A 24,737-nucleotide genomic window follows, 5' to 3' on the forward strand; every position below is an offset into this window, starting at 1 on the left:
TTGCGCTGTCTGCTCTTGAACCGGGACCTGGCTGCCGCCGTGCGTGTAGCGAGACCTGACCAATAAGAGAAGAAAAACAGTGACTTGGTTTCACGTTTACAGGGACGCGCAGCGTATCGGAGCCGGGGATCGACCCGGCAGCTTTTTCCGTGCGCCCGGCATTTCTGACCGGCAGAAAGGGCCTCGATCATGAGCATGAGCTCCATTCTCGGCAGTGCGCTGTCGGGCCTGCAGGCAGCCCAGCTGGGCATGCGGTCGGCCTCCAACAACGTCGCCAACGTCAATACGCCCGGCTATGCGCGAAGCGAGATCCAGCAGATCGCGCGCAGCTCCGGCGGCCAGGGCGCCGGTGTCGAGGTCACCGGAATTTCGCGCGTGGTCGACGAGTTTCTGGTGGCCGCCTCGATCCGGGGCAGCTCTGACCTGGGCCGGGCCGAACTGGTGTCCGAGTTCCTCGACCGCATTCAGTCGCAGTTCGGCAGCACCGACGAGGAAACCTCGCTGTTCGGGCGTATCAACCAGGCCTTCGCCGGACTGGCCCAGGCGGCCGCCGACCCGACCGAGTCGGTATCGCGCCTGACCGCGCTGTCCAATCTGGAAGAGGTCTTTGACGAGGCAACGCGCCTGTCGTCCGAAATCCGCAGCATGCGCAACGAGACCGACCGGCGCGTCCAGTCCACCGTGGAGCGGGTCAACGAGATCGTGGCCGAGTTCTCGACCATCAACGGAGAAATGCGCGCCCTGACCGCGAATGCGATGGACACGACCGGGTCGGAGAACCGCCAGGCCGAGCTGATCGATGAATTGTCCACCTATCTCGACATCCGGGTCGAGGCACAGCCGGACGGGCGTGTCTTCATCAAGACGCAAAACGGGGTGAGCCTGCTCGACAACGAGCAGGTCAAGCTGGACTACGTGCCGGCCGGCACCGGCGCGTACGGCGTCGAGTACGGGGCGATCACCGCACAGGTCTCGTCCTCCGGCGCGCGCATCGATATTGGCGCGAACATCAAGTCGGGCGAACTGCGCGGCCTGATGGACCTGCGCGACAAGCACCTGCCCCAGATCGCCGATGAGCTGGCCGAGCTGACTTCCGGCGTCGCCGATGCGCTGAACGCGGCCCACAACGATGCCTCTGCCTATCCCGCGCCCAACGCGCTGGAGGGTCGGAATACGGGGCTGATCGGCAGCGATGTGTTGCGCGGATCGGGGGAGGCCACGATCGCGATCACGGCTGGCGACGGGACGCTGGTCGACCAGATCGACCTGGTCTTCAACGCCGCCGGATTTACCGTCAACGGTACGCCGGGCAACTCGATGAACGACCTTGCGGCCCTGATTTCCGCCGCGTCCCCCGACGTTACGGCAACCTTTGCCAATGGCGAGCTGTCGCTGACCGCCAGCGCGGGCAACGGCGTGGCCACGATGCAGAACGAGGCCAATCCCTCATCGCTGGGCGGGCGCGGTTTAGCCCATTATTTCGGCTTGAACGACCTGGTCGACAGCCGGCGTCCGGGCTTCTTCGACACCGCCCTGACCGGGACCAGCGCTCATGGTCTCGCGCCGGGCGGAGAGCTCGGCTTCTCGATCTTTGCGGCCGACGGCCGCAAGGTCCAGTCCATCACCGTTCCGGTGGCGGGCGCCAGCGTCAACGACATGATTGCCGCGCTGAACAACCCCGCCTCGGGGCTCGGCCAGTACGGCACGTATGCGATGGATGCCAATGGCAAGCTGAGCTTCACCCCGACGGCCGGATACAAGAATTTCAACGTGTCTCTCGCCAGCGACACGACACAGCGCGGCACGACGGGGCTGGCCTTCTCACAACTCTTCGGGGTTGGCGATGCAGCCCGGATGGCGCGCGCGGAGACGTTCGAGGTTTCGGCCGATATCCGCAGCAATACCAGCCTGCTAGCCATGGCCAAGCTCGACATTGACGGTGCGACCGTGCCGGGTGACCTGGTCCTGAGTGCCGGCGACTCGCGCGGCGGACAGGCGCTGCAGGGCGCGGTGACAGCGTCGCGGACCTTCAACCGGGCCGGGTCTCTGACCGGCGGGGTATCCAGCGTCGAGGAATACGCCGCCCGGCTGGCCGGCGATGTCGGCTCGCGCGCCGCGGTTGCCGAGCGATCGCTGGACAGCGCCAGCGCCATCCAGGCCGCGACCGACCAGAAGCGCAGCGATGTCGAGGGCGTGAACATGGACGAGGAACTCGCCCGGATGACGATGTACCAGCAAGCTTACAACGCCTCGGCCCGCCTGATGCAGGCGGCCAAGGAAATGACCGACACCTTGTTGAACATGGTGTAGAGGAGCCTGAAACATGAGAATTTCAACCCAGGCTGCATCCCAGTCCGCCCTGATGGACTTGATGCGTGCGCAGCGCGATGCCTTCGAGGCGCGCGAGCAATACTCTACCGGCAAGCGCGCGCCGGATCTGAAAGGCTATGGCCATGAGGCCGAAACCATTCTGGCCGCGCGCGGCGCGCTGGAGCGCAACGAGTCCTTCAACTCGGCCGCCAAGCGTCTCGATAACCGGCTGAGCATCCAGAATCTGGCGCTTGAAGAGATTTCCGGCGCAGTGAAGGATTTGCGCGAGGCGCTGACCACAGGCGACGCAACCTACATGATGACTGAAGTCGAAGAGAGCTTCGACCGGATCAGGGCAGCGCTCAACACCAAGTCGAACGGGTCCTACATCTTTGGCGGGACGCGCACCGACACCCCGCCATTCAACGCCAACAGCCTGGCCGACCTGCAGGCCGCCGCGGCGATCGGTGACGTGTTCGACAATTCGGACCGCAAGCAGACGATGCTGATCGACGAGGACACCACCGTCGACGTCGGCCCCCTGGCTTCCGACTTCGCGACCGACATCATGAGGGTTTTCGAACGCATCGCCGATTTCGACGCGGGACCGAACGGGCCCTTCGACGGCCCGGTTGATGCCGCTCAGCAGGCTTTCCTGCGCACGGAGATCGCCAACACGGTCCAGGCCTTCGAACAGATCAACTCCGAGACCGCGCGCAACGGCGCGATGCAACAGCGCATCGAAGGCGAGATCACCGCCCAGGGTGACCGGAAGAACTACCTCACCCAGTTCGTCGAGGACGTCGAGGGCGTGGACGTGGCCGGGGCGGTGACCCGGTTCCAGCAGGCCCAGAACGCCATCCAGGTCTCGGCCGCGACCTTCAGCACGCTATCCCAGGTCAGCCTGCTGAACTTCCTGCGCTAGCGCGCTTCTTCGCCTCTACGCAGAGATGTGGATCGGGTGGCCCAGCGCGGCCAGCGCCGCCTCGGCGAAACACTCAGTCAGCGTCGGGTGGACGTGGATCGTGCCGGCAATGTCTTCCAGGCGCGCGCCCATCTCGATGGCCAGCGCGAACTCACCCGACAGCTCCGACACGTGCTTGCCGACGGCGTGGATGCCGAGGATCACATGGTCATCCTCGCGCGCGGTGATGCGCACGAAGCCGCCATCCATCCCGCCTTCCATCGACAGCGCGCGGCCCGAGGCGGCCAGCGGGAACTTGCCGATCTTCGTCGCGATGCCCTTTGCCTTGGCCTCGTCCGGCGACAGGCCGACCCCGCACACTTCCGGCTCGGTAAAGCACACCGCCGCGATGCCATAAGGATCGAAGCGGCGGCGTTCGCCGGCGATGATCTCGGCCACGGCTTCACCTTGCGCGGTCGCCTTGTGAGCCAGCAGGGGCTCGCCGACCAGATCGCCGATGGCGTAAACGCCGCGCATGCCGGTCGCGCACTGGTCGTCGACCTTGATGAAGGCGCCGTCCATGTCCAGGCCCATGGCCTCGAGGCCCCAGCCCTGGGTCACCGGCTTGCGCCCGACCGCGACGAGAATCCGGTCCGCCTCCACCTCGTGCGTCTTGGCGTCGCCGTCTTCAAATTCGAGCACGGCCTTGCCGTTTTCCTCGCGCATGCCCTTGGCCTTGCAGCCCAGATTGAGCGTCACCTTGTTCTTCTTCAGCCAGGTCTGGACCGGACGCACCAATTCCTTGTCGTAAAGCGGCAGGATGCGGTCGAGTGCTTCGACCACGGTCACCTCGCTGCCAAGCTTGCGGAAGGCGATCCCGAGCTCCAGGCCGATATACCCGCCGCCGATCACGACGAGCTTCTCGGGCAGCTCGGACAGATCGAGCGCCTCGGTAGACCCGATGACGGGGCCGCCGAACGGCATGAAGGGCAGCTCGGTCTCTTTCGAACCGGTGGCGAGGATCACGTTCTCCGCCGTGATCTCGATCTCGCCCTCATCGGTGTGCACCACACAGGTCTTCGCGTTCTTGAAGGTGGCCCAGCCGTCAACATGTTCGACCTTGGCCGCTTTCAGGAGCTGGCCGACCCCCTTGGTCAGCTTGCCCACGATGGAGTCCTTCCAGGCCACGAGGCCGGACATGTCCAGCTCCGGCGCGCTGGCCAGCGAGATGCCCATGTCCGCTTTCTCGGCGGTGTGGCGCATCTCTTCAAACTTGCTGGCGGCGTGGATGAAGGCTTTCGAGGGAATGCAGCCGCGATTGAGGCAAGTGCCGCCCAGGCCGTGCTTGTCCACGATGATGGTGTCCAGGCCGAGCTGTCCGGCGCGGATCGCGGCCGGGTAGCCGCCCGGACCGCCGCCGACGACGAGAACCTGACATGTCTTGGACTTGGCCATGGCGCTTTACTCCTGCTGGACCGGCAATACTTGGCGCCGGTTTAGCCGGTTGGTGCGCAAGTAAAAAGGGGCAGGCTGACACCTGCCCCGCGCGGCCGCTCCAGCTGTGCCGCTCTCAGTCCTTGTCGACTTCGACCTTCGTGTTATCGGCCCAGCGCTTGGTGAGGCTCGCGCCGCTTGCGATGGCGATGCCGAGAATCACGAGATCGACAATCACGATCCAGGTCGGAGAAATGCCGATCTGGATCAGGGCGAAGGTGACGCCGGCGATGATGAGCAAGGCGCCAACCAGGAAAATGCCGAAGGTCTTCATGCGATCGTCCCCATAAGTTGCTGGCGAGACGAACGCGGCGGGTCCTGGCAGGTTCCCCTCGCGAGCTTCACGGGTTGCCGATTTCGAACGTCGCCATAAAGGCCGAGACGAGATCGGAGCGGTGGATTTCGGCGCGGTCGAGCCGGTTACCCCACCACAGGGCCTCGGTATTGGCCATCGCGATCAGGGTGAGACCGCGCTCGGGGATTTTCAGATAGATGGCGGAGTAGGCTTCCGGCTGCCAGCCTGAATGCCAGACCAGGCGCTCGCCCTGATAGTCCTGCAGGAACCAGCCATTGGAATATTCGGAGGGCGTGCCGTCCGCGTTATCGGGGGGCGTCCACAGCACGGCGCGGGTCTCTGCGTCCATCAGCGTGCCGTCGTCCAGCGCCCGGTCAAACCGGGCAAGCTCCATGGGGCTCATATACAGCCCGGCCGCCCCGCGAAAGTCGTCGTCGGGAAAGGGCTGCTTCACGAACTGGCCATCCACGACGTGGAAGGGCGGCGCGAGATAGCTCAACACGCGCCCGCGGTCATGGTCGCGCCAGCCGGCAGCCGTGTTCTCCATGCCCGCCGGGTCGAGCGCATAGGCGTAGACCAGGCTGCGCAGATCCCGATCGTGAACCTCGTCGATGAACCGGCCCAGCCGCGCGAAGACCATCGCATTGTAGAGAAAATCTGTGCCAGGCTCGCCATTGACCTGCATGTTGATGCCTTGGCGCAGGGTTTGGCTCTGGCACTCGAAATCGGGGACCGCGACCCCGTCAATCTGTCCACCCGCCAGGATGATGCCGGAGTCTGGGAACCATTCGCAGAAGTCGCGCCAGTCTGCCGCGTCGGAATAGGGGCGGTCGAGGTCGATCTCTCCGGCCCGATCGGCAAGGAAGAGCGCTGTACCCGTGACCGTCTTGGTGACCGAGGCAGAGTAATAGGCGGTGTCGGCAGTCGTTGCGACATCGCCCTCGTCATCCGACCACCCCAGATACTCCTCGACCACCGGTACGCCGTCCTGCAGCACGATGACCGAGAAGCTGGGGATCTGGTGCTCGCGGCGGTAGTCGGCGAGGCCCGCGGCAAACTCTTCCGCCGCCGGAGTCTGGGCAAGGGCAGCCGACGCGGCAAGCGCAGCAAGGCTGGCAGTTAGCGCAGTACGGATCATTTCCGGCAAACTCCTCCTGTTTTGTCGGAAGATTAGCAGCCGTTCTAACCCGTTAAGAGTGAATTATTCGAAAGACAGCGAGGTCCGACTTCCGTGCAGGCAAGGTTCTCTGCGGCTCCCACCTCTGGAACCGGAGGGCGGTTCAGGCCGCGTGGGCATAGCAGCTCAGGATGTAGGGCCATCCGTGTTCCGACCCCATCGCCGCAGCGTAGTCGCGCGCTCCGTGGTTTTCAAACGAGGTGTGGCGCAGAGCGACACGCGTACCGCCGCGGGACTCCGCGAACTTTACGGTTACGAGACTGGCCTTGCTCGGGTCGGGCACGGGTTCGCGTCTGGGGCTGATCTGCCAGAGAAAGGCGATGCCGGCCGGTGGGCCATAGGCCGTCACACGGCCGAAGTCGCAGGTAAAGCCGTGGGGCCCGGTTTCGGTGAGGCGACCCTCAAGGCCCGGTTCGATTCTGATATCGACCAGATGCTCACCGGACCAGGAGTACTGGCGCGGCCACCATTGCGCGAAACCTTGCACGAACAGCTCGAACGCCGCGTCCAGAGACGCACAGACCTCGACCTCTGCGCGGGCTTCGAGCGGCATCAACTCACCCCATGAACAGCGTTGCCGGGTTTTCCAGAAGCGCCTTCATCTTCTGGACCAGCTGCGCGGCTTCGTAGCCGTCCACGATGCGGTGATCGAAGCTGGAGGAGAGATTCATGATCTTGCGCGGGACGAGACGGCCGGCCTCGTCGTAACGCGGCAGGGTCTGCATCTTGTTCACGCCGATGATCGCGGTCTCGGGCAGGTTGATGACCGGGGTGGTCACGATACCGCCGAGGGCGCCGAGCGAGGTGATGGTGATGGTCGAACCGGACAGCTCGTCCTTGCTTGCCTTGCCCGATTTGGCGGCATTGCCCAGACGCTTGACCTCGGCGGCGGTGTCCCAGATGTCGAGCGTTTCGGCGTGCTTGATGACGGGCACCATCAGCCCGTTGGGCGTCGCTGCGGCGATGCCGCAATGGACCGCGTCATACTGGGTCAGCACCGAGTTGTCGGTGTCGAAATGGGCATTGGCCTGGGGAAACTCGGGCAGGGCCTTGACCAACGCCTGGACCAGGAAGGGCATGATGGTCAGCTTGGTCTGGTCGTCGCGCTTGCTCGCGTTGAGATGGGCGCGCAGGTCTTCCAGCGCCGTCAGGTCGATCTCGTCGACATAGGTGATGTGCGGAATGGTCCGCTTGGATTTGGCCGTGTTCTCCGCGATCTTGCGGCGCAGGCCGATCACCTTGATCTCCTCGGTTCCGGTGCGCGGGGCTTTCGACGCGCCGGCGCTGCCGCCCGCCTTGGAGGCGAGGCGTCCGCCCGCAGCGATGAAATCGTCCAGATCCTCGTGCGTGACGCGGCCCGCCGGGCCGGTGCCGGGGATGGCGGCCAGGTCGATATCAGCTTCCAGCGCGCGCTTGCGAACCGCCGGGCTGGCCAGCGGCTTCTCGCCGTCGGCGCGTAAAGCCGGGGTCGAGGGCGCGGCGGCGGGCTTCGGCGCAGGCTCGCTCTTGGGCTCGCTTTTGGGTTCAGGCGCCTCGCTCTTCGCGCTGTCCTTCTTTTCTGTCGCGTCCGGAGTGTCGACCTCGGCATCCTTGGCTTCGGGCTCGGCCTGGTCCTCCACGTCGTCGGGGATTTCGCCCTCGACATCGATGATGAGGATTTCAGTCCCGACCGGGATGACCTCACCGGGCTCGCCGACGATCTTCTTGACCTTGCCGTTGACCGCGCAGGGAATTTCCACCGTCGCCTTGTCGGTCATCACGTCCAGGATGTGCTGGTCCTCGGTGACCGTGTCGCCTTCCTTGATGTGCCACTCGACGATTTCCGCCTCGACGACGCCTTCGCCCACATCGGGGAGTTTGTACTTGTACTGGCTCATGGTCAGACGGCCTTCGTGACGGCTTCCATCGCGCGGATGAAGCGCGACTGGATCGGGAAATAAGCCCATTCATGGGCATGCGGGTAGGGCGTGTCCCAGCCCGTAAGGCGCAGAACAGGCGCTTCGAGCGCGTAGAAGCAGTCTTCCTGGATCTGCGCGGCCAGCTCGGCGCCGAAGCCGGACGTGCGCGGGGCTTCGTGCGCGACGATCGCGCGGCCGGTCTTGTTCACCGAAGCGGCGATGGTGTCGATATCGTAGGGCGAGAGCGATTTGAGGTCGATGATCTCCGCGTCGATGCCCGATTTTTCCGCCGCGTGCTCGGCGACATGGACCAGCGTGCCGTAGGTGACGACCGTGCAGGCCGACCCCTCGCGCGTCACCTCGGCCTTGCCCAGCTCGACGCGGTAATGGCCTTCGGGCACTTCGCCCTTGGGATGCTTGGCCCAGCTTTTCAGCGGCGCGTCGGGCACCCCGTCGAACGGGCCGTTATAGATGCGTTTCGGTTCGAAGAAGATGACCGGGTCATTGCCCTCGGCCGCTGCGATCAGCATGCCCTTGGCGTCGTACGGGTTGGACGGGATGGCGACTTTCACACCGGGAATGTGGGTGAAGAAGGCTTCCGGGCTCATCGAATGGGTCTGGCCGCCGCGAATGCCGCCGCCCCACGGGCTGCGCAGCACGCACCCGGACGTGAACTGGCCCGCCGAGCGGTAGCGGATACGGCTCATCTCCGAGACGATCTGGTCGAAGGCGGGGAAGATGTAGTCGGAGAACTGGATCTCGGCGACGGGCTTGAGCCCCTTGGCGGCCATGCCGATGGCCATGGCTGCAATCGCGGCCTCGTTGATCGGTGTGTCGAAGACCCGGTGCGCGCCGTGCTTGGCCTGCAGCTTGTCCGTCGCGTTGAACACGCCGCCGAAATAGCCGCTATCCTCGCCGAACATCACGACGTCGGGGTTCTGGGTCAGAAGGATGTCCATGGCCGAATTGAGGGCCTGGATCATGTTCATCGCGGGCATGGCGCTAGATCCCCAGCTCTTGACGCTGACGGCGCAGGCGCCAGTCGGGTGTTTCGGTCACGTCTTCGAAGATGGATTCGGTCGGGGCCAGCGGACCGTCATGCAGCGTGCCGTAGCTTTCCGCGTCCTTGTAGGATTTCACGACCAGCTTGGTCATTTCCTCTTCCAGCTTCTCGTGCCGGTCCTCGTCCCATTCGCCGATCCCAATCAGATGCTGCTTCAGACGTTCGATCGGGTCGCCGAGCGGCCAGGCCGTCTCTTCGTTCTTGGGCCGGTACTTGGACGGATCGTCAGACGTGGAGTGCGCGGCGGCGCGGTAGGTGAATAGCTCGATCAGCGTCGCGCCCTTGCCGGCGGTCGCGCGTTCGCGTGCCCAGCGTGTCGCGGCGTAAACCGCCAGGAAGTCGTTACCGTCCACACGCAGCGAGGCCAGGCCATAGCCCAGACCCTTGGCGGCGAAGGTCGGCGCGTCGCCCTTGGCGATGCCCTGATAGGTAGAGATCGCCCACTGATTGTTGACGACATTCAGGATTACCGGCGCGCGATAGGTGGAGGCCAAGGTCAGGGCGGAGTGGAAATCGCCCTCTGCCGTGGTGCCGTCGCCGATCCAGCTGGCCGCAACCTGGTCCTCGCCCTTGTAGGCGCAGGCCATCGCATAGCCGACCGCCTGGGGAAACTGCGTGCCCAGATTGCCGGAAATCGTGAAGAAATTGCCCTCCGCCCACGTGTAGTGGACGGGCAGCTGACGGCCCTTGAGATTGTCGCGGCTGTTGGAGATGCAGTGGCACATCATGTCGACGATGTTGCGCCCGCGCGCGAACAGGATGCCCTGCTGGCGGTAGCTGGGAAACACCATGTCCGATTTGTCGAGCGCCATGGCGGCCGCGACGGCGACGGCCTCCTCGCCGGTCGACTTCATGTAGAAGCTCATCTTGCCCTGGCGCTGGAGTTTCAGCATGCGCTCGTCATAGATGCGCGTGAGCACCATGTGCGACAGGCCTTCGCGCAGAAGGTCCGCTTTCAGCTTCGGGTCCCACTCGCCGACCGCCTGGTGATTATGGTCGAGCACGCCGACCAGCCCGGTGGCGAGGCTTGCGGTCTCGCCGGCATCGATTCCCGGGTCCGGACGCGGGGCATCCCCGGCTTTCTGCAGGTCCAGATTGGAAAAGTCGGGCGTCTCCCCGGGCCGGAAAGGCGCGGTGGGAACGTGGAAGCGCGCGTTTGTATTCGACATCGCGGCAGGTCCGTCCTGTTCTTCGCAGCGCCCTCGGCGGAGGGCTCGAAACGTGCGGTGCGGGAGGTAACCGGACCGCAGGGCGATGTCTAGGCTTGCTGCGCGTGCGAACAAGGTTTCACCCAGCGTGTAAAGTCCCGCAGCCGCCGGGTTTTGTGGCCTGGAGGTTACAAGAATTAAAGTTGTAGGCCTGTGACCTGCATGCCAGCGTCCGATCCCAATTCGTACCGGCGCTGGGCCGGAGGCGGGGACGCAGGGGACGCCATCCATGACCGGGACGAGACACAGCACACGCGCAGCCGCGATTGCGGGCCTGATCGCACTCATAGCCATCGGCGGGTGCTCAAGAACGGACCCGGACGGGCTCGCCTTTCTGGAACGAGCCGGCGATTACGAGAGTGAGGCAGTCGTCTCCGCGGTCGGTGACCGGGACGAGATGCGGGTGGATGCCATGATCATCGTGCGCGACGGTCAGCTCCTCTATCGCGAGGGCCAGGTCGCCGCGAAGATCAATACCCATTCGGTGCGCAAGAGCCTCATCGCGATTCTCTACGGGATTGCTATAGAGCGCGGCTTGATCTCGCTTGATCAGACGCTTGAGGAGATCGGCTTTGACGATACCGGATCGCCGCTGACCGAGACCGAGCGCCAGGCCACGATCCGTGACCTGATGACGGCCCGCTCGGGCATCTATATCGAAGCGTCCGGTCAGAACTGGGACCGCCCGCAGCGCTATTCCGCGCAGCCGGGCGAGGAGTTTTTCTATAATAACTGGGGCTTCAATGCCCTGGGTGAAATCCTCGAACAGCAAACCGGGCAGCCGCTTGGCGCGCTGATCGACGAGTGGCTCGGCACCCCCCTGGATTTGCAGCATTTCTCACCGGCCGATGTCGATTACGACAGCGTCGAAGGATCGAGCATGCGTCAGTACGTGATCTATATGAGCGCTGACGATCTGATGCGTATTGGCCTGCTGGTCGCCAATGGTGGTGAGTTCCAGGGAGAGCGCATCGTATCGCAAGACTGGATCACAGAAATGACGGCGATGCACTCCAGCGCAGAGACCGACCCGCCCGAGATGTTCAATAACGGCTTCTTCGACGGCTACGGATATCTGTGGTGGGGGAAGCAGCAGGCAGGCTCGATGCTGATCGCCGCTGATGGCTGGGGCGGCCAGATTCTCTATCCGGGTGAGGTTGAAGCTGCCGGCCGGGCTGCGAAGCGCACTCATCAGGGGAGACCACCCGCGCGCGCTGCTGGCAAAGATTGCGAAGGCGGGCCATGAGGCCGGTGCGAGCGTGAAAGTCGTGGATTTCTGGCGGGAGGCTGCGGCGCATTGCGGCCTGGCTCCCGACGTGGCCGACCCGCTAGAGGATTATGAGCCATTGCTGGTCGACTAGATGTGTAATTTTAAGGACTTGGCGGCCCGCGGTTAACCCTTTCCAAAGCCGGCCCGAGCAGGTTTGCCCGCCTGTACCAGTCCTGCGAAAGCCACTAGCCCATGCCCGATAACGTTGCGCGAAGCTTCATCCTCAAGGACCGGATCCGCGTCTGGTATGTCGCAGTCCAGGGCCATCAGGACATGGAAGGGGCGATGGATCGCCTGCAGGATTTCAAGCGCTTCGTGGCGACGGACGGTATCTGGGGGGTGATACTGGACATGCGTCTGCTCGACAGCTTCCCCGATCCGGCCAATTGGAGCCTGTTTGCGCAGGGCGTGCGTCTCACCCTGCCGGCAGGGCTTCGCTGGGCGTGCATCCGGGGCGCGCACCCCGCCGGACCTGTGGATGTGATGGTTCAGGCCGGGCGGGACGCCGGCGCGAGGGTGCAAGTCTTTGACAGCTGGGTAGAAGCCGTCGATTTCGTGGGACTTAGCCAGCTGCACCCAGATCCACTGGATGACTCGGTCCTGCTGCTGGACTGATCCCGGTCCTCTCAGGCGAAGCTGTAGGGCCCGCCGCGTTCCAGAGCCCGCTTGTACGCGTCGCGCGCATGGATGCGTTCCAGAAAGGCGCGGATATTCGGCGTCTTGCTCACGTCAGCGCGCTGATTGGCAGCCTCGAGGGGAAAGCTCATCATGATATCGGCCAGCGTCATGTCTTCGCCGGCGAACCAGCCCGTCTTGGCCAGTTCCTGCTCCCAGAAGCGCACATGCTCACCGATGCGCGGATCGATGAAGCTGTCCTGGGCCTTGCCGGACACCGACTTGACCAGCGGGCGCATCAGCAGCGGCGCGTTGACCGGCAGGCGGGAGAAGACGAGCTTCATCACCAGCAAGGGCATGGCCGAACCCTCGGCGTAGTGAAGCCAGTAGGTGACCGCGCGCCGGTCCGCACTGCCCCGTTCGGGCATGAGATCGCCGGTCTCGCAGGTGTCGGCGATATACTCGAAGATCGCGCCGGTCTCGGCCACGGTGACGTCGCCATCGGTGATGGCCGGCGACTTGCCGAGCGGGTGCACGTCGTAGAGCGCCTTCGGGCCCAGCTTCGTCTTCGGATCGCGTTCGTAACGCTTGACCTCGTAGGGGACGCCCAGCTCTTCCAGCAGCCAGAGCACGCGCTGGGAACGGGAGTCTTCAAGGTGGTGAACGGTAATCATGACGGAGCCTTCCTGGGCACGGACTATGCCAGTCGCAAGCTAGGCTGACCTCGGGCAAAAACAAACCCCCGGCCGGAAGGGCCGGGGGTTTGTGCCTCGCGCGTGGCAAGGACGGTCTTCTGCAGAGAAGCCGGCGCTTTCCTACGACATGCGTTCGACTGCGACCGCAGTCGCTTCGCCGCCGCCAATGCACAGCGAGGCCACGCCGCGCTTGAGGTCGTGGTTTTCCAGCGCCGCCAGCAGGGTCACCAGGATGCGCGCGCCCGAGGCGCCGATCGGGTGACCAAGCGCGCAGGCCCCGCCATTGATGTTGATGTTCTCGTGGCTGAGGCCGAGTTCCTTGATCGCGATCATCGGAACGACGGCAAAGGCCTCGTTGATTTCCCACAGATCGACATCGCCGATCGACCAGCCTGCCTTCTCCATGACCTTGCGCATGGCCGGGACCGGAGCGGTGGTGAAATAGGCCGGCTCGTGAGCATGGCCCGCGGTCGAGACGATTTTGGCGATCGGCGCCAGACCGCGGCGTTCGGCTTCGGACAGGCGCATCATCACCAGCGCGGCTGCTCCGTCGGAGATGGCCGAGGCGTTGGCTGCGGTCACGGTGCCGTCCGGGGAGAAAGCCGGGCGCAGGCTGGGAATCTTGTCCGGCTTGGCGCGGCGCGGCAGCTCGTCGGTATCGACCGTGACGTCGCCCTTCTTGCTCGCATGGGTGAGCGCCGTGATCTCGCGCTTGAACGCGCCGCTCTCACCGGCTTTCTGGGCGCGTTTGAGCGTTTCGATCGCGTAGGCATCCTGGTCTTCGCGCGTGAACTGGTTTTCCTGCGCGATCATGTCGGCATAGACGCCCATCGCCTTCTTCTCGTAGGCGTCTTCCAGACCATCCTGAGCCATGTGGTCCTTGATGACATCGTGGCCATACTTGAACCCCGAACGGTGGTTCGGAAGCAGGTGCGGCGCGTTGGTCATGGACTCCATGCCGCCGGCGACCAGCACATTGGCATCGCCGGCCCGGATGGCTGCGCGGCCCATGATGGCGGCTTGCATGCCGGACCCGCACATCTTGTTCAGCGTGGTGGCTTCGACCGACTTGGGCAGGCCGGCCTTGATCGCCGACTGGCGGGCCGGGGCCTGGCCCTGACCGGCGCCGAGCACGTTGCCCATATAGATCATGTCGACATCGTCACCGGCGACGCCGGCTTCGGCCAGGGCCGCCTTGACCGCCTCGGCACCCAGCTCGTTCGCTGAAAAAGGCGACAGCTCGCCCAGGAGCGCGCCCATCGGCGTGCGGGCCATGCCGACGATAACAATCGGGTCTTCAGTGCTCATTTCGATACTCCTCACGGGGACGAGGCGTCATTGCACGCCTCGGGGCAATTTCGGGCGCCACATGAGACTTTTCTACCGCGCTGCGTCAAGAGCGCTGGCAGGCAGGTCCCCGCGGCGGCGCAAAGACTAGCGCGTGGCGCGAATCCAGCCGCCGCCGAGCACGCGTTCGTGATCGCCGTCGGAATAGAAGACGCAGGCCTGACCGGGGGCAACGCCCTGTTCGCCATCGGCGAGCAGGACGAAAACGCCGTCATCGCCGACTTCGAGCGTGGCCGGGCTGGGCGGCCGGGTCGAACGCACTTTCACGCCGATCGCCAGACCGTCCGCGTCTGCAAGATCACCCTCGCCAAGCCAGTTGACTTCCGACAGGGCGATACGCGTCACGTCCAGCGCCTCGCGCGGGCCGACAATGACCTGAGCGGCATCGGCATCGAGGCGGATGACGTAAAGCGGCTCGCCCGTCGCGACACCCAGCCCGCGGCGCTGGCCAACCGTGTAATGGATGACGCCCTCGTGCTCGCCGAGCACGCGCCCGTCGGCATGAACGATCTCGCCCGGCCGGGCCGCTTCGGGACGCAGCTTCTTGACCACGGAGGCGTAGTCACCGTCCGGCACGAAGCAGATATCCTGGCTGTCAGGCTTGTGAGCGACGCCCAGGCCGAAGGCTTCGGCCAGCTCGCGCGTCTGGTCCTTGCTCAGATGGCCGAGCGGGAAGCGCAGGAAGTCCAGCTGCTCGTGCGTGGTCGCGAACAGGAAATAGGACTGGTCCTTGCCCGGGTCTGCGGCACGCTTCAGGCCGGCGCGGTTGCCGCTCATGTCGCGGCGGATGTAGTGGCCGGTCGCCAGCGCATCCGCGCCGAGCTGGCGGGCAGTCTCGAGCAGGTCCGCGAACTTGACCGTCTGGTTGCAGCGCACGCACGGGATCGGCGTCGCGCCGGCCAGATAAGTGTCGGCGAAGTCGTCCATCACCGCCTGCTTGAAGCGGGACTCATAGTCGAGGACGTAGTGGGCAAACCCCATCGCGTCGGCCACGCGCCGCGCATCGTGAATGTCCTGCCCGGCACAGCATGCGCCTTTGCGATGGATCGCCTCGCCATGATCGTAGAGCTGCAGCGTCATGCCCACCACATCATAGCCGGCCCGGTGCAGCACGGCGCCGACGACAGAGGAGTCCACGCCGCCGGACATGGCGGCCACCACGCGGTGGCTCGCCGGATCGCCGCCAAGCTGGAGAAAGTCGCCGACAAGGCCGTATTCGGCCATCAGTGCATCCACGCGGTCCGCATCGAGTGCGGGCGGGGCGGATGCAGCAGGCGCGGATAGCGGTGCGCCGGCACGCCCGGATGCGTCCGGGGTGCGGTTGATCAGGGTCGTCATGTCTTGCCTCCCGGCGGGTCAAGGCCGCCAGCAAACGAAAAAGATGGCCGGGATATAAGACAGAACGCCCTTGGGTGGAAGGGGAGGGCCGCGACGAGCTGAAACCGGCTGCGCAACGTTATTCCATAGCTTTCCAGCCGACGCGCAGCACGCTAACGCTCCCTCCCATGGCTCACGATCACGACCACAGCGGTCATCACCATCACGTCCATACCCATGCCGGCAATGAGCGGCGCACGCTTCTGGCGGCGGCGATCACGGGCCTGTTCATGGTCGCCGAAGTCGTCGGGGGCATTCTGACCGGCTCGCTGGCGCTGCTTGCCGACGCGGCGCACATGTTCACCGACTTCGCGGCGCTGTCGCTGGCCTGGTTCGCCTTCCGGGTGTCGCGCCGCCCGGCCGATGCGCGGCGCACTTTCGGCTTCGACCGGGTCCAGGTGCTGGTGGCGTTCGCCAATGGCGTGACGCTGGGCGTGATCGTGGTGTGGATCGCGATCGAGGCCATCGGCCGCCTGGCCAGTCCCGAAGACATCGAGGCCGGGCCGATGATGGTCATCGCCGCGCTGGGCCTGGTGGTGAACATCATCGCATTTGCGATCCTCCACGGGGCGGACCGGGACAATCTGAACATTCGCGGGGCGGCCGCCCATGTGATGGGCGATATCCTCGGCTCTGTGGCTGCGCTGGTGGCGGCCGGGGTGATCTTGTGGACCGGCTTCCTGGCGATCGACACGATCCTGTCACTGGCCATCTCGGGCCTGATCGCCTTCTCGGCCTGGCGCCTCATGCGCGATGCGGGGCTGATCCTGCTGGAGGCGGCGCCGCCGGAAACCGACCGGGAGGCGATCCGGACCGATCTGATGGCTCATATCGACGGCGTGGAAGATGTCCACCACATCCATGTCTGGTCGATCACCCAGGAACGCCCGATGATGACACTTCACGCCCGGCTGGCGAGCAATGTCGGGGTGGACGCCACGGTCCAGGCGATCAAGTCCCGCCTCGAACGCGAGCACGGCCTGTCCCACGTGACGGTCGAGGCCGAATTCGGCACGTGCGCCGATCAGTAAATACAAGCGGCTGGCGTAATCTGCCCTTTTTCTGACTCACGTTAAGCGGCTGGCAACCCATGCAGGCCTATACCTCGCCATGCCCGAACCGGGATGGGGCGGGTTTGCCAAGCGAAGTCAGACACGAAGAACAAGTGTCAAATAAAAGGACAGGGTGTGATGAAGAAGTTTTCAAGCCTGATGGCGGCTGTCGTGACCGGTGCGAGCCTGATGGGCGGCACTGCATTTGCTCAGGCGGCCGAGCCGGAGCTGGTCGAAGTGGCCGCGCCGGAATATCCGCGTGGCGCCGAGCGCCGTGAACTCGAAGGCTATGTGACCGTGCGCTACAACGTCACCGAAACCGGTGAAGTGGCGAACGTCGAAGTCGTCGAGCAGACCCCGGAAGGGATTTTCGACCGCGCCGTGCTTCGTGCACTGGAAGACTGGCGCTACGTGCCGGGCTCCGTGACGACGGGCGTGGAAAAACGCTTCGACTTCAACCTCGGCGGTTAAGTCGGACACTTCAAGAAAGGCGGCGTTAACCGACGCCGCCTTTTCTTGGGACCATCAGAATTAACCTTAGCGGGGCTTTAAGATGAAGATCTCCCTCCACTCGGTCCAGACACGGCTGCTCGCAGCGTTCGCGCTCGTGACCGTGACGACGCTCGCCGCCGCTGGCGCCGGGCTTTTTTCGTTCGCGGTAGCCCGAACGGCAATGACGGATCTGGTGGAAGAAGCCGCCCCGCTGGCTGAAGCGACCAAGTCGCTCGAAGCCACGTCCGGAGCCATCACCGGCCAGCTGGCCGCCTTTGCCCGCTCCCGCGATCAGATCGAGGCCACCAGCGCCGAGGCCCAGCTCAACTCGCTGCTTGCAGATGCGAGTGCTGCCGTGGACCGGATGGAGGCCGCCGGACTGAACCAGGGCGACCTGACCGAAATTCAAACGACGCTGGACGATCTGGCTGCGCGCGTCGCCGATGCGACCGGGCCTGTCGCCCGCAAGCTGGAAGCGCGCGAAACGCGCGGCGAACAGACCAATGCTGCGCTGCGTGAGCGCCAGGAAGCCGCCACCGGCCTCGAAACCGAACTCGATACCGCAAGCAGCGCCGATGAGGTTGAATCGCTTCTGCGCGCAATCATGGGCCTGAACCTGATCGCCACCGAATATGCCGAACTGGATGCGGTGACCGAGGCTGAAGCTGTCGACGCTCTGGAAAACCGTTATCTCGACGCCGCCGACGAATTGTTTGTGAACCTGGCAATTCTGGGCGGCTCAGTGAGCGACGAAGTCCGTGTGACCGTCAATTCCTTCCTGGAACGCGGTGAAGGCGAGACCGGCCTGTTCGATCTGGCGCGTCGCGAGCTGACGGCCTCTGAGAACGCTGATTACGCCGTGGAAGAAGCCCGGATGGCCGGCGCCATGATGAGCCAGGTTGTAGCCAGCGTGGCCGAAGTCGCCCAGACGCGCACCGATCAGGCCATGGCCTCGGGTAATAGCGCGATCGCCTTCGGCACCGTGCTGATCGCCATCATCGCGGTCGTGGCCGTCGCGCTGTCGGCCGCCATCACCTACTTCTACGTCAACAACAATCTTCTCAAGCGCCTGACCGGTATCTCGCGCGCCATGTCGGCGCTCGCCGATGGCGATACGAGCCGCGAGGTCGACGATAGCGGCCGGGACGAGATCGCCGGCATGGCGCGCTCGGTCGAGGTCTTCCGCGAAAATGCGATCGAACGCCAGCGCCTGGAAAGCGAGACGGCTGCCGAGCGTCAGGCCCGCGAAACGCGCGCCAAGTCGATTGAGGAACTGGTCAAAGGCTTCGACGACGCGTCCTCGCGTGCGCTCAACGCCGTGTCCGAGGCTGCCAATGAAATGGAAATGGCTGCCAACGCGCTGACCGAAAGCTCCCACGGCGCCAGCCAGAAGACAGCCGATGCCAACGAGGCGGGCAGCACGGCTGCCCAGAACGTTGATACTGTCGCCGCCGCGGCCGAGGAAATGACGTCCTCGATCTCCGAAATCGCCCAGCAGATCTCCCGCTCCAGCGATATTGCCCAGCAGGCTGCCTCGCGTGTCGGGGAAGCCAATCACGATGTGCGCACGCTCTCTGACGCCGCCCACAAGATCGACGGCGTGGTCAAGCTGATCAACGATATTGCCGAGCAGACCAACCTGCTGGCCCTCAATGCCACGATCGAGGCGGCACGCGCCGGCGAAGCGGGCAAGGGCTTTGCGGTTGTGGCCAGCGAGGTGAAGACGCTCGCCAGCCAGACGGCTAGCGCCACAGGCTCGATCTCCGAACAGATCACGGGCATTCAGGACGCGACCCAGAAAGCCGTCGATGCGATCGCCAATATTGGCGAGGTGATCAGCGAGATGAACGAGATCTCCACCGCCATTGCTGCCGCCATGGAAGAGCAGCGCGCTGCGGCCAGCGAGATTACCCGCTCGGCCCAGGAAGCGGCCGGCGGCACGCGCCGCGTGGCCGAATCCATCCAGGGCGTGGATGCGACCGTCTCCGAGACCGGCCAGTGCGCGGCCCAGGTCAACCAGGCCGCCTCCAGCCTGAATACTGAAGCCGAAGACCTGCGCGGCGCGGTGGCCCGCTTCCTCGACGGTGTGCGCGCGGCGTAGGATACAGGCAGAAAGCCGCGCAAGCGGAGGGGCGGGAGAAGGGCGGCGCTGCGGGCGCCGCCCTTTTCGTTTGGCGCACCGGATCGCTTTGATTCGGGCCGCTTCGGTGCCAAGCTGATCCCCGGCCACGGAGGGGAAGTCTTGGAATTTGGCAATATCAGCGAGATCGTGACAGCCCTCGCGGCGATTGTGACGGCGCTTTCGGTCGTCATCGCTGCTCAGCAGTTCAATCTCAGCCGCAAGAACGCCGCCGCCGAAAACGCCCGCCTGAAGAAGCAGGCCGCGATCGACGCCGCGCGCATCTACATCGAAAACAAGCGTCCCGAGACGGACCTCATGCTTCAGTTCGTCAACAATGCGTGCCACATCAATAGCCGCATCATCCAGGACATAGAGAAGTTCCATACTCCGGCACTTCCGGTCGCCCTTCTCGAGGATGTGCGCGGGTGCGTGGAGTTCTACGACCGCCAGGCCGTGGGCGAGCTTGGCCAGGAAGCCGGTATGATCACGGGCCTGTCGCCCAAGCACATCATCCAGTTGCGCTGGCTGATGATCGACTATCTCAACACCCTCGAGGCGGTCTTGATGTTCTGGTGGCAGGGCACGGCCAACAAGAGCCTGCTGGAGGAGGAGTTTTCCTTCCTGCGTTCGAACGCGGACAGCGCGCGGCCGGTTCGCCACCTGGTGGAGTCCTTCGGCGAAGCCAATTTCCCGGCCATCAGCGCCTTCTTGAAATCCGGCGTGAGAAAGACCGCGCCGGAGCCGGATGCTGACTGAGGCGGCCCGCCGTCGGCGGGTGACTGCAGCGGGTTCTGCAAGCCAAGCTGATCCAGCGCCGCCCAAGGCTTGCGCCCGCGCCGCCACGCACGTATATGCACGCGCCTGACGAGGATTGACGAAACCTGCGCATCGCGCGATTTCAGTCAGTGCCGTGCCCAGTGTGGCGGAGTAGCTCAGTTGGTTAGAGCAGCGGAATCATAATCCGCGTGTCGGGGGTTCAAGTCCCTCCTCCGCTACCATTCCTTCCTTTCAGACGATCAAGACCCGGCCGCGTCGCAGCCAGATGCGCGTGCTCGCGCGGATCTGTGTCCCTGTAACCGCTTCGGTCTCGTGAAAGACCGGGAACAGGCGCAAGAGGGTCAGGGGAACCCCGGCGCAGGCCGAAGGGTTGGGCGCACGAAGGCAATGGCGGGAGGTGACATGCTTCGATATCTCGATGCAGGCGGGCGGGCCTTGATGCGCCCGGATGAGCCGGGCGCGATCCCGGACAGCGCGGTCTGGGTCGATCTGCTCGATCCCGATAGCGAGGAACTGGTCACTGCGGCCGGATTCGTCGGGGTCGGTCTACCGACACGGGCCGACATGGAGGAGATCGAAGCCAGTTCCCGGACCTATCGCGAGGGCGAGGCGCGGATCATGACCGCGACCCTGGTCAGTGCGGCGGGGCGGGAGATGCCGCAGGACGGCCCGGTCAGCTTCGTGCTGAACGCGAACCGGCTGGTTACCGTGCGCTACCATGAGCCGCGCCCGTTCGACAGCTACCTGGCGAGACTCGGACGGCGCACCGACGAACCGTGCTCGGGCGCGGATGTGCTGACCGGTCTTCTCGAAACCATCATCGACCGGTCCGCGGATATTCTGGAAGAGGCGGGGGCGGGTCTGGAAACGATCTCGCAGGAATTGTTCACCAGCCGGGCTACCAAGAAGAGTGCCCAGGTCACGGAGGTCTACGACGATCTGCTGACGCGGACCGGGCTGATCGCCAACCGGGTCGGCAAGGTGCAGCAGAGTCTGCTGAGCCTGAACCGGGTTCTGGGATTTGCACGTCTTCAGGACGATGCCACGATCGAGAACGAACGCCTCGACATCGTGCGCGAGGATCTGAAATCGCTGATCGAGCAGGAGGGTTATCTCAACAACAAGGTCGCATTTCTGCTCGACGCGACGCTGGGCTTCATTTCCAGCGCCCAGAACTCGATCATCAACCTGTTCTCGGTGATCGCCGTGATTTTCCTGCCGCCCACGCTCGTTGCCAGCATTTACGGCATGAATTTCGAGATCATGCCGGAACTGGACTGGATGTTTGGCTATCCGTACGCGCTTGCCTTGATGGCCGTCGTCGCGATCGGGCCTTTCCTGTTCTTCAAGCGCATGAACTGGCTCTAGCTGTTCGTGACCCCGGGGGTCTCCGGCCTTGCGGGCACGGCGCGCAGATCATCGTGCATGTCGCAAAGCGCCTGGCTTGCAAGGTCGGCGAGACGCAGAAGCGACAGGATTTCGCCGGCTTCGAAGCTGCGGCCGTACCGCTCGAGAACGCAGATCGTGCCCATCACCTCTCCGGTGTCGGAAATAAGCGGTGCGCCCGCATAGGCCAGAAGGCCGGGTTGACCGGTAACGAAGGGACGAAACTGAAAGCGCGGGTCGAGACGCGCGTTGGAAACCACCAGCGGCTGAAGTTCGCGCAGGGTCTGATCGCAGAATGTGTTTTCGCGCCTGACGCGGGGAAGGTCCGTGCCGTGCCGGCCAACCAGGCGCAGGGTCTCACCCTCGTCCAGACAGATCAGGCCGATGGACGTGTGCAAGGCCATCGCCGCGCTTCGTGCCAGGGCGTCCAATGTATCGAGGCGGGCTGCTGTCGCATGAGTGCGCGCGGGCTCCAGCGTTTCAACCGGCCCCAGCCTGGCAATCCGTTCCAAATCCATTCGAACCATCGTCGACACTCCCTCTTCTGTGTCTCGAGCTCGTTATGGTAAATGCAACATTAATGTAAGATGAACAAGTTCAGTGAACACCAACTTATATCTATTTTTCAGCAAATTGGAGGTCGGGTGGTGACGGGCGGGGCGCCATCGCGACTGATGTTATCCACATCAGTGCCCCCCGAATATAACCAAATTATGACGGTTCCGGCGCGTAGTCGCTGACAGACTCAACCGTCATGGAATACGCCGTTTCGGCCAGCTCGGTTGCCCGGCGGTCGATCTGCAGAACACCCTCGACCCAGACCGGATCCCAAAGCGCGTCGAACGCCACCGGCTCGATCGATGTCACATAGACGATCTGGTTCGGCGGAGGCGCCGGGTAGTGCACGCAGGCGCCGTGATAGGGGAGCAGCAGGAAAGCATTCGCCTGTCCGCGCTGGGTGACGTCGAGGGGCAGCAGGAAGCCGGGCATCCTCACACGCCGGCCGTCCAGTCGCTCCACCGTGCGAAAACTGCCGGTCTGGTAGTCGCGCGAGGACGAGGAATACTCCGCCAGGTCCTCTGCGGAGCCTGCGCCGGAGCGCATTGCATCGAGCGTTGCCCGCTCGCTGGCCGGCAAGAGGTCGGGCCAGCTGATCTCCAGGGTCTCCTGCGTGGCTCCGGCCAGGTCCTGGCGCGCATCGTCCTCGGAGCAGGCGGCGACGAGACCGGCCAGCAGGGCGAGGCCAAGAGACAGGACTGATTGAGCTAAACGCACGACGGTACTCCACGAAAATTGGGGTTGTAGTAGTGTAAACGGCTTGCATACCCGGTTTTAACGAGCGCTGTGCACAATCATCCTGAAATAGCCGCGCCAAAATGCGGTTTGGAGGATGAAAATGGGGTTTTCACACGCTCGCGCCAGTGAGCGCGCTCAACAGGTCGCGACCCTGACCAATGATGCGCGCCGGGGCCTTGTGGCCAGCAGTGCGCTGCGCGCCGTACCGATGAATATCATCAACGCGGTCCTGCTCAGCGTCTTCCTGTTCGGCCACGTCGACCTGACACTTCATGCCATCTGGTTCGTGACGCTGTCCGCGCTGACGCTCGGCCGCCTCGCCTGCATGTGGTCCGCGCGGCAGGCAGATCGTCTGCCGAGCGACCGGGCCATGACGGCGTATCTGATGTTTTCCTTCGGGGTGGGCGTGGCTTGGGGCGTCGTTCCCCTCATGGTTACCTCCGATGCGCCGGTCGTGGTTCACCAGGCCATAGCCCTTGTGATTGCCGGCATGGTGGCCGGAGCGGTGATGACCTCGGCGGCCAAGCAGAGCGTGGCTGTCGCCTATGCCGCGCCCGCTCTTGGCCTTTGGGCCCTGTCGCTGGCCCTGTCCGGCACGGTGTTTGGCTGGCTCCTCGTCGTGATGCTGGTCGGCTTCGGCATTGCGCTGCACGGCCTGGCGCGGGCCTATTCGAACGTGCTCGTCGAGGCGGTCCATACCAGTGCGGCCCTGGCCGAGGCGCGCGAGGAAACCGAGGCGCAGACCGAGGCCATGACCAGCCTAGCCGAACGCCACGAGGCCGCCGCGCGGACCGCCGAGGAGCAGGCGCGTTCGAACGCGGCCATTCTCGCCAATATGAGCCACGATCTGGGCACGCCTCTGAACGGCATCCTGGGCATGTCGCAGATCCTGACCGATACCGATCTGGGCGAGGAGCCCAACCGGATGGTCGGGCGTATTCGCACCAGCGCGGAAAAGCTCTCGACCCTGGTGAGTGATATCCTTGATGTGTCGCGCATTCAGGCCGGCCGGCTCGAGCTCGTGCTGGACGACGTGACCCCGCGCGAACTGGGCGAGCGCGTCGAGCGCACTAACGGTCCGCTCGCGCGCGAGAAGGGCCTGGAATTCGCGGTTGAATATGCCGGCGATGCGGACAAGGCGCTGCGCGGCGACGAGAACCGCCTGATGCAGGTCATTAGCACCTTTCTGGAAAACGCCATCCGCTTCACAGATGAGGGCGGCATCACGGTCCGTATCGAACACGACGAGCTGGAAAACGAGTCGAGCAATTTGCGTGTGAGCGTCTGCGACACTGGAAGCGGTGTGCCCGAAGGCGCGCGCGATACGCTGTTCGATGCGTTCTCGCGCGACAAGATGGACCAGTCGATCCGCGAAGCCGGGACGGGGCTGGGCCTGCACCTCGCCTCGCGCCTGGCCGAACTGATGAATGGCAGCGTCAGTTTCGAACCGCTCGAGCGCGGCTCCAGCTTCAGCGTCGAGCTGCAGCTTCGTCAGTCAAACAAGGCGGACCGATACGCTGAAAGCGAGCGCCTGGACCTGACCAGCCGACGCCTGCGCATCCTGGCTGCCGAGCGCGATACGTCTCGCCAGTCGGTTCTCCTGGGCTATCTTAAATCGTTCAACTGCACCGTCACCTGTGCGTCGAGCGGGCGGGAACTGACCGAGATCCTCAACTCTGCCGCCTACGATGCCGTCGTGGTCGGCCTGGAGCTTGATGATTGTGCGCCTGAGGACGTGATTGCCGATATTCGCGGTCTGGCCTCGACAAACTCGCTGACCCCGATCCTGCGTCTCGATGCCGAATTGTCCGAGCCGTTCACCATGGTCGGTGAAGAAGTCCATGTGCGCGCGCCTGTCGTCGCCAAGCCGCTCCTGGAAGGGCTGCGCCTCGTGCTGCAATCGGATCCAACCGCCGTGGTGAACCTGCGCCGTATCGCGTGAGGCGAGGCTCACTCGAC

General features: G+C 64.4%; 22 protein-coding genes and 1 tRNA gene. 11 read left to right on the top strand and 12 right to left on the bottom strand.

The genetic code is table 11. From position 1 onward, the window contains the following. The first annotated feature begins 189 nt into the window (after window positions 1-189). Window positions 190-2,310, top strand: a complete 2,121-nt coding sequence (gene flgK, locus E5162_RS00070) for a flagellar hook-associated protein FlgK (protein WP_135942924.1) — start codon at window positions 190-192, stop codon at window positions 2,308-2,310. 13 nt (window positions 2,311-2,323) lie between these two features. After that, entirely contained in the window at window positions 2,324-3,235 is a 912-nt protein-coding gene (locus tag E5162_RS00075) for a flagellin (RefSeq protein ID WP_135942925.1), read from the top strand. 15 nt (window positions 3,236-3,250) lie between these two features. On the opposite strand, the gene lpdA is transcribed toward E5162_RS00075, so the two are convergent. The 7 genes from lpdA to E5162_RS00110 form a co-directional block, all read right to left on the bottom strand. Continuing rightward, window positions 3,251-4,669, bottom strand: a complete 1,419-nt coding sequence (gene lpdA / locus E5162_RS00080) for a dihydrolipoyl dehydrogenase (protein ID WP_135942926.1) — start codon at window positions 4,667-4,669, stop codon at window positions 3,251-3,253. Window positions 4,670-4,784: 115 nt separating this feature from the next. After that, window positions 4,785-4,982, bottom strand: a complete 198-nt coding sequence (locus E5162_RS00085) for a hypothetical protein (protein ID WP_135942927.1) — start codon at window positions 4,980-4,982, stop codon at window positions 4,785-4,787. 67 nt (window positions 4,983-5,049) lie between these two features. Next, entirely contained in the window at window positions 5,050-6,141 is a 1,092-nt protein-coding gene (locus tag E5162_RS00090; RefSeq protein WP_135942928.1) for a serine hydrolase domain-containing protein, read from the bottom strand. 142 nt (window positions 6,142-6,283) lie between these two features. After that, window positions 6,284-6,733, bottom strand: coding sequence for an SRPBCC domain-containing protein (locus tag E5162_RS00095; RefSeq protein ID WP_135942929.1), 450 nt, complete (start codon window positions 6,731-6,733; stop codon window positions 6,284-6,286). A 4-nt stretch (window positions 6,734-6,737) separates the two neighbouring features. Further along, window positions 6,738-8,057 carry a dihydrolipoamide acetyltransferase family protein gene (locus tag E5162_RS00100; protein WP_135942930.1) on the bottom strand — a complete coding sequence of 440 codons (1,320 nt, stop codon included), beginning with the start codon at window positions 8,055-8,057 and terminating at the stop codon, window positions 6,738-6,740. A gap of 2 nt (window positions 8,058-8,059) precedes the next feature. Further along, window positions 8,060-9,076, bottom strand: a complete 1,017-nt coding sequence (locus E5162_RS00105; RefSeq protein WP_174234976.1) for an alpha-ketoacid dehydrogenase subunit beta — start codon at window positions 9,074-9,076, stop codon at window positions 8,060-8,062. A gap of 4 nt (window positions 9,077-9,080) precedes the next feature. Continuing rightward, window positions 9,081-10,310 (bottom strand): thiamine pyrophosphate-dependent enzyme, encoded by a 1,230-nt coding sequence (locus tag E5162_RS00110; RefSeq protein WP_135942931.1) that lies wholly within the window; start codon window positions 10,308-10,310, stop codon window positions 9,081-9,083. Window positions 10,311-10,578: 268 nt separating this feature from the next. Between E5162_RS00110 and E5162_RS00115 the strand changes: the two genes are divergently transcribed. Then, the gene (locus E5162_RS00115; protein ID WP_135942932.1) at window positions 10,579-11,595 is read left to right on the top strand and encodes a serine hydrolase domain-containing protein; all 1,017 of its coding nucleotides are present in this window, start codon (window positions 10,579-10,581) and stop codon (window positions 11,593-11,595) included. 216 nt (window positions 11,596-11,811) lie between these two features. After that, on the top strand, window positions 11,812-12,234 hold the full coding sequence (locus tag E5162_RS00120) for a hypothetical protein (protein WP_135942933.1): 423 nt from the start codon (window positions 11,812-11,814) through the stop codon (window positions 12,232-12,234). A gap of 11 nt (window positions 12,235-12,245) precedes the next feature. Here E5162_RS00120 and E5162_RS00125 read toward each other — a convergent pair whose 3' ends face one another. The 3 genes from E5162_RS00125 to mnmA form a co-directional block, all read right to left on the bottom strand. Next, window positions 12,246-12,908, bottom strand: coding sequence for a glutathione S-transferase family protein (locus tag E5162_RS00125; protein WP_135942934.1), 663 nt, complete (start codon window positions 12,906-12,908; stop codon window positions 12,246-12,248). Between the two features lie 141 nt (window positions 12,909-13,049). Beyond that, window positions 13,050-14,237 carry a thiolase family protein gene (locus E5162_RS00130; RefSeq protein WP_135942935.1) on the bottom strand — a complete coding sequence of 396 codons (1,188 nt, stop codon included), beginning with the start codon at window positions 14,235-14,237 and terminating at the stop codon, window positions 13,050-13,052. A 126-nt stretch (window positions 14,238-14,363) separates the two neighbouring features. Next, on the bottom strand, window positions 14,364-15,500 hold the full coding sequence (gene mnmA / locus E5162_RS00135; RefSeq protein WP_371872213.1) for a tRNA 2-thiouridine(34) synthase MnmA: 1,137 nt from the start codon (window positions 15,498-15,500) through the stop codon (window positions 14,364-14,366). A gap of 281 nt (window positions 15,501-15,781) precedes the next feature. Between mnmA and E5162_RS00140 the strand changes: the two genes are divergently transcribed. The 6 genes from E5162_RS00140 to E5162_RS00165 all read left to right on the top strand — a co-directional run bounded on the left by E5162_RS00140 (window position 15,782) and on the right by E5162_RS00165 (window position 21,464). After that, window positions 15,782-16,684: a cation diffusion facilitator family transporter gene (locus tag E5162_RS00140; protein WP_135942937.1), complete on the top strand. Its 903-nt coding sequence runs from the start codon at window positions 15,782-15,784 to the stop codon at window positions 16,682-16,684. Between the two features lie 159 nt (window positions 16,685-16,843). After that, window positions 16,844-17,176, top strand: coding sequence for an energy transducer TonB (locus E5162_RS00145; RefSeq protein WP_135942938.1), 333 nt, complete (start codon window positions 16,844-16,846; stop codon window positions 17,174-17,176). Between the two features lie 82 nt (window positions 17,177-17,258). Beyond that, entirely contained in the window at window positions 17,259-19,298 is a 2,040-nt protein-coding gene (locus tag E5162_RS00150; protein ID WP_135942939.1) for a methyl-accepting chemotaxis protein, read from the top strand. Between the two features lie 141 nt (window positions 19,299-19,439). Then, window positions 19,440-20,075, top strand: coding sequence for a hypothetical protein (locus E5162_RS00155; RefSeq protein ID WP_135942940.1), 636 nt, complete (start codon window positions 19,440-19,442; stop codon window positions 20,073-20,075). Window positions 20,076-20,240: 165 nt separating this feature from the next. Then, a tRNA-Met gene (locus E5162_RS00160) sits at window positions 20,241-20,317 on the top strand. Window positions 20,318-20,498: 181 nt separating this feature from the next. Further along, window positions 20,499-21,464: a magnesium transporter CorA family protein gene (locus E5162_RS00165; protein ID WP_158291138.1), complete on the top strand. Its 966-nt coding sequence runs from the start codon at window positions 20,499-20,501 to the stop codon at window positions 21,462-21,464. Here E5162_RS00165 and E5162_RS00170 read toward each other — a convergent pair. Then, the gene (locus tag E5162_RS00170; RefSeq protein ID WP_158291139.1) at window positions 21,461-22,000 is read right to left on the bottom strand and encodes a GAF domain-containing protein; all 540 of its coding nucleotides are present in this window, start codon (window positions 21,998-22,000) and stop codon (window positions 21,461-21,463) included. The genes E5162_RS00165 and E5162_RS00170 overlap by 4 nt on opposite strands. A gap of 193 nt (window positions 22,001-22,193) precedes the next feature. Beyond that, window positions 22,194-22,757: a DUF3299 domain-containing protein gene (locus tag E5162_RS00175; protein WP_135942943.1), complete on the bottom strand. Its 564-nt coding sequence runs from the start codon at window positions 22,755-22,757 to the stop codon at window positions 22,194-22,196. A 121-nt stretch (window positions 22,758-22,878) separates the two neighbouring features. On the opposite strand from E5162_RS00175, the gene E5162_RS00180 reads away from it, so the two are divergent. Next, complete coding sequence (locus tag E5162_RS00180) at window positions 22,879-24,720, top strand: ATP-binding response regulator (protein ID WP_158291140.1); 1,842 nt, start codon at window positions 22,879-22,881, stop codon at window positions 24,718-24,720. Window positions 24,721-24,737: the final 17 nt, after the last annotated feature.

It is taken from the genome of Marinicauda pacifica, assembly GCF_004793635.1.
GTDB classification, from domain to species: domain Bacteria; phylum Pseudomonadota; class Alphaproteobacteria; order Caulobacterales; family Maricaulaceae; genus Marinicauda; species Marinicauda pacifica.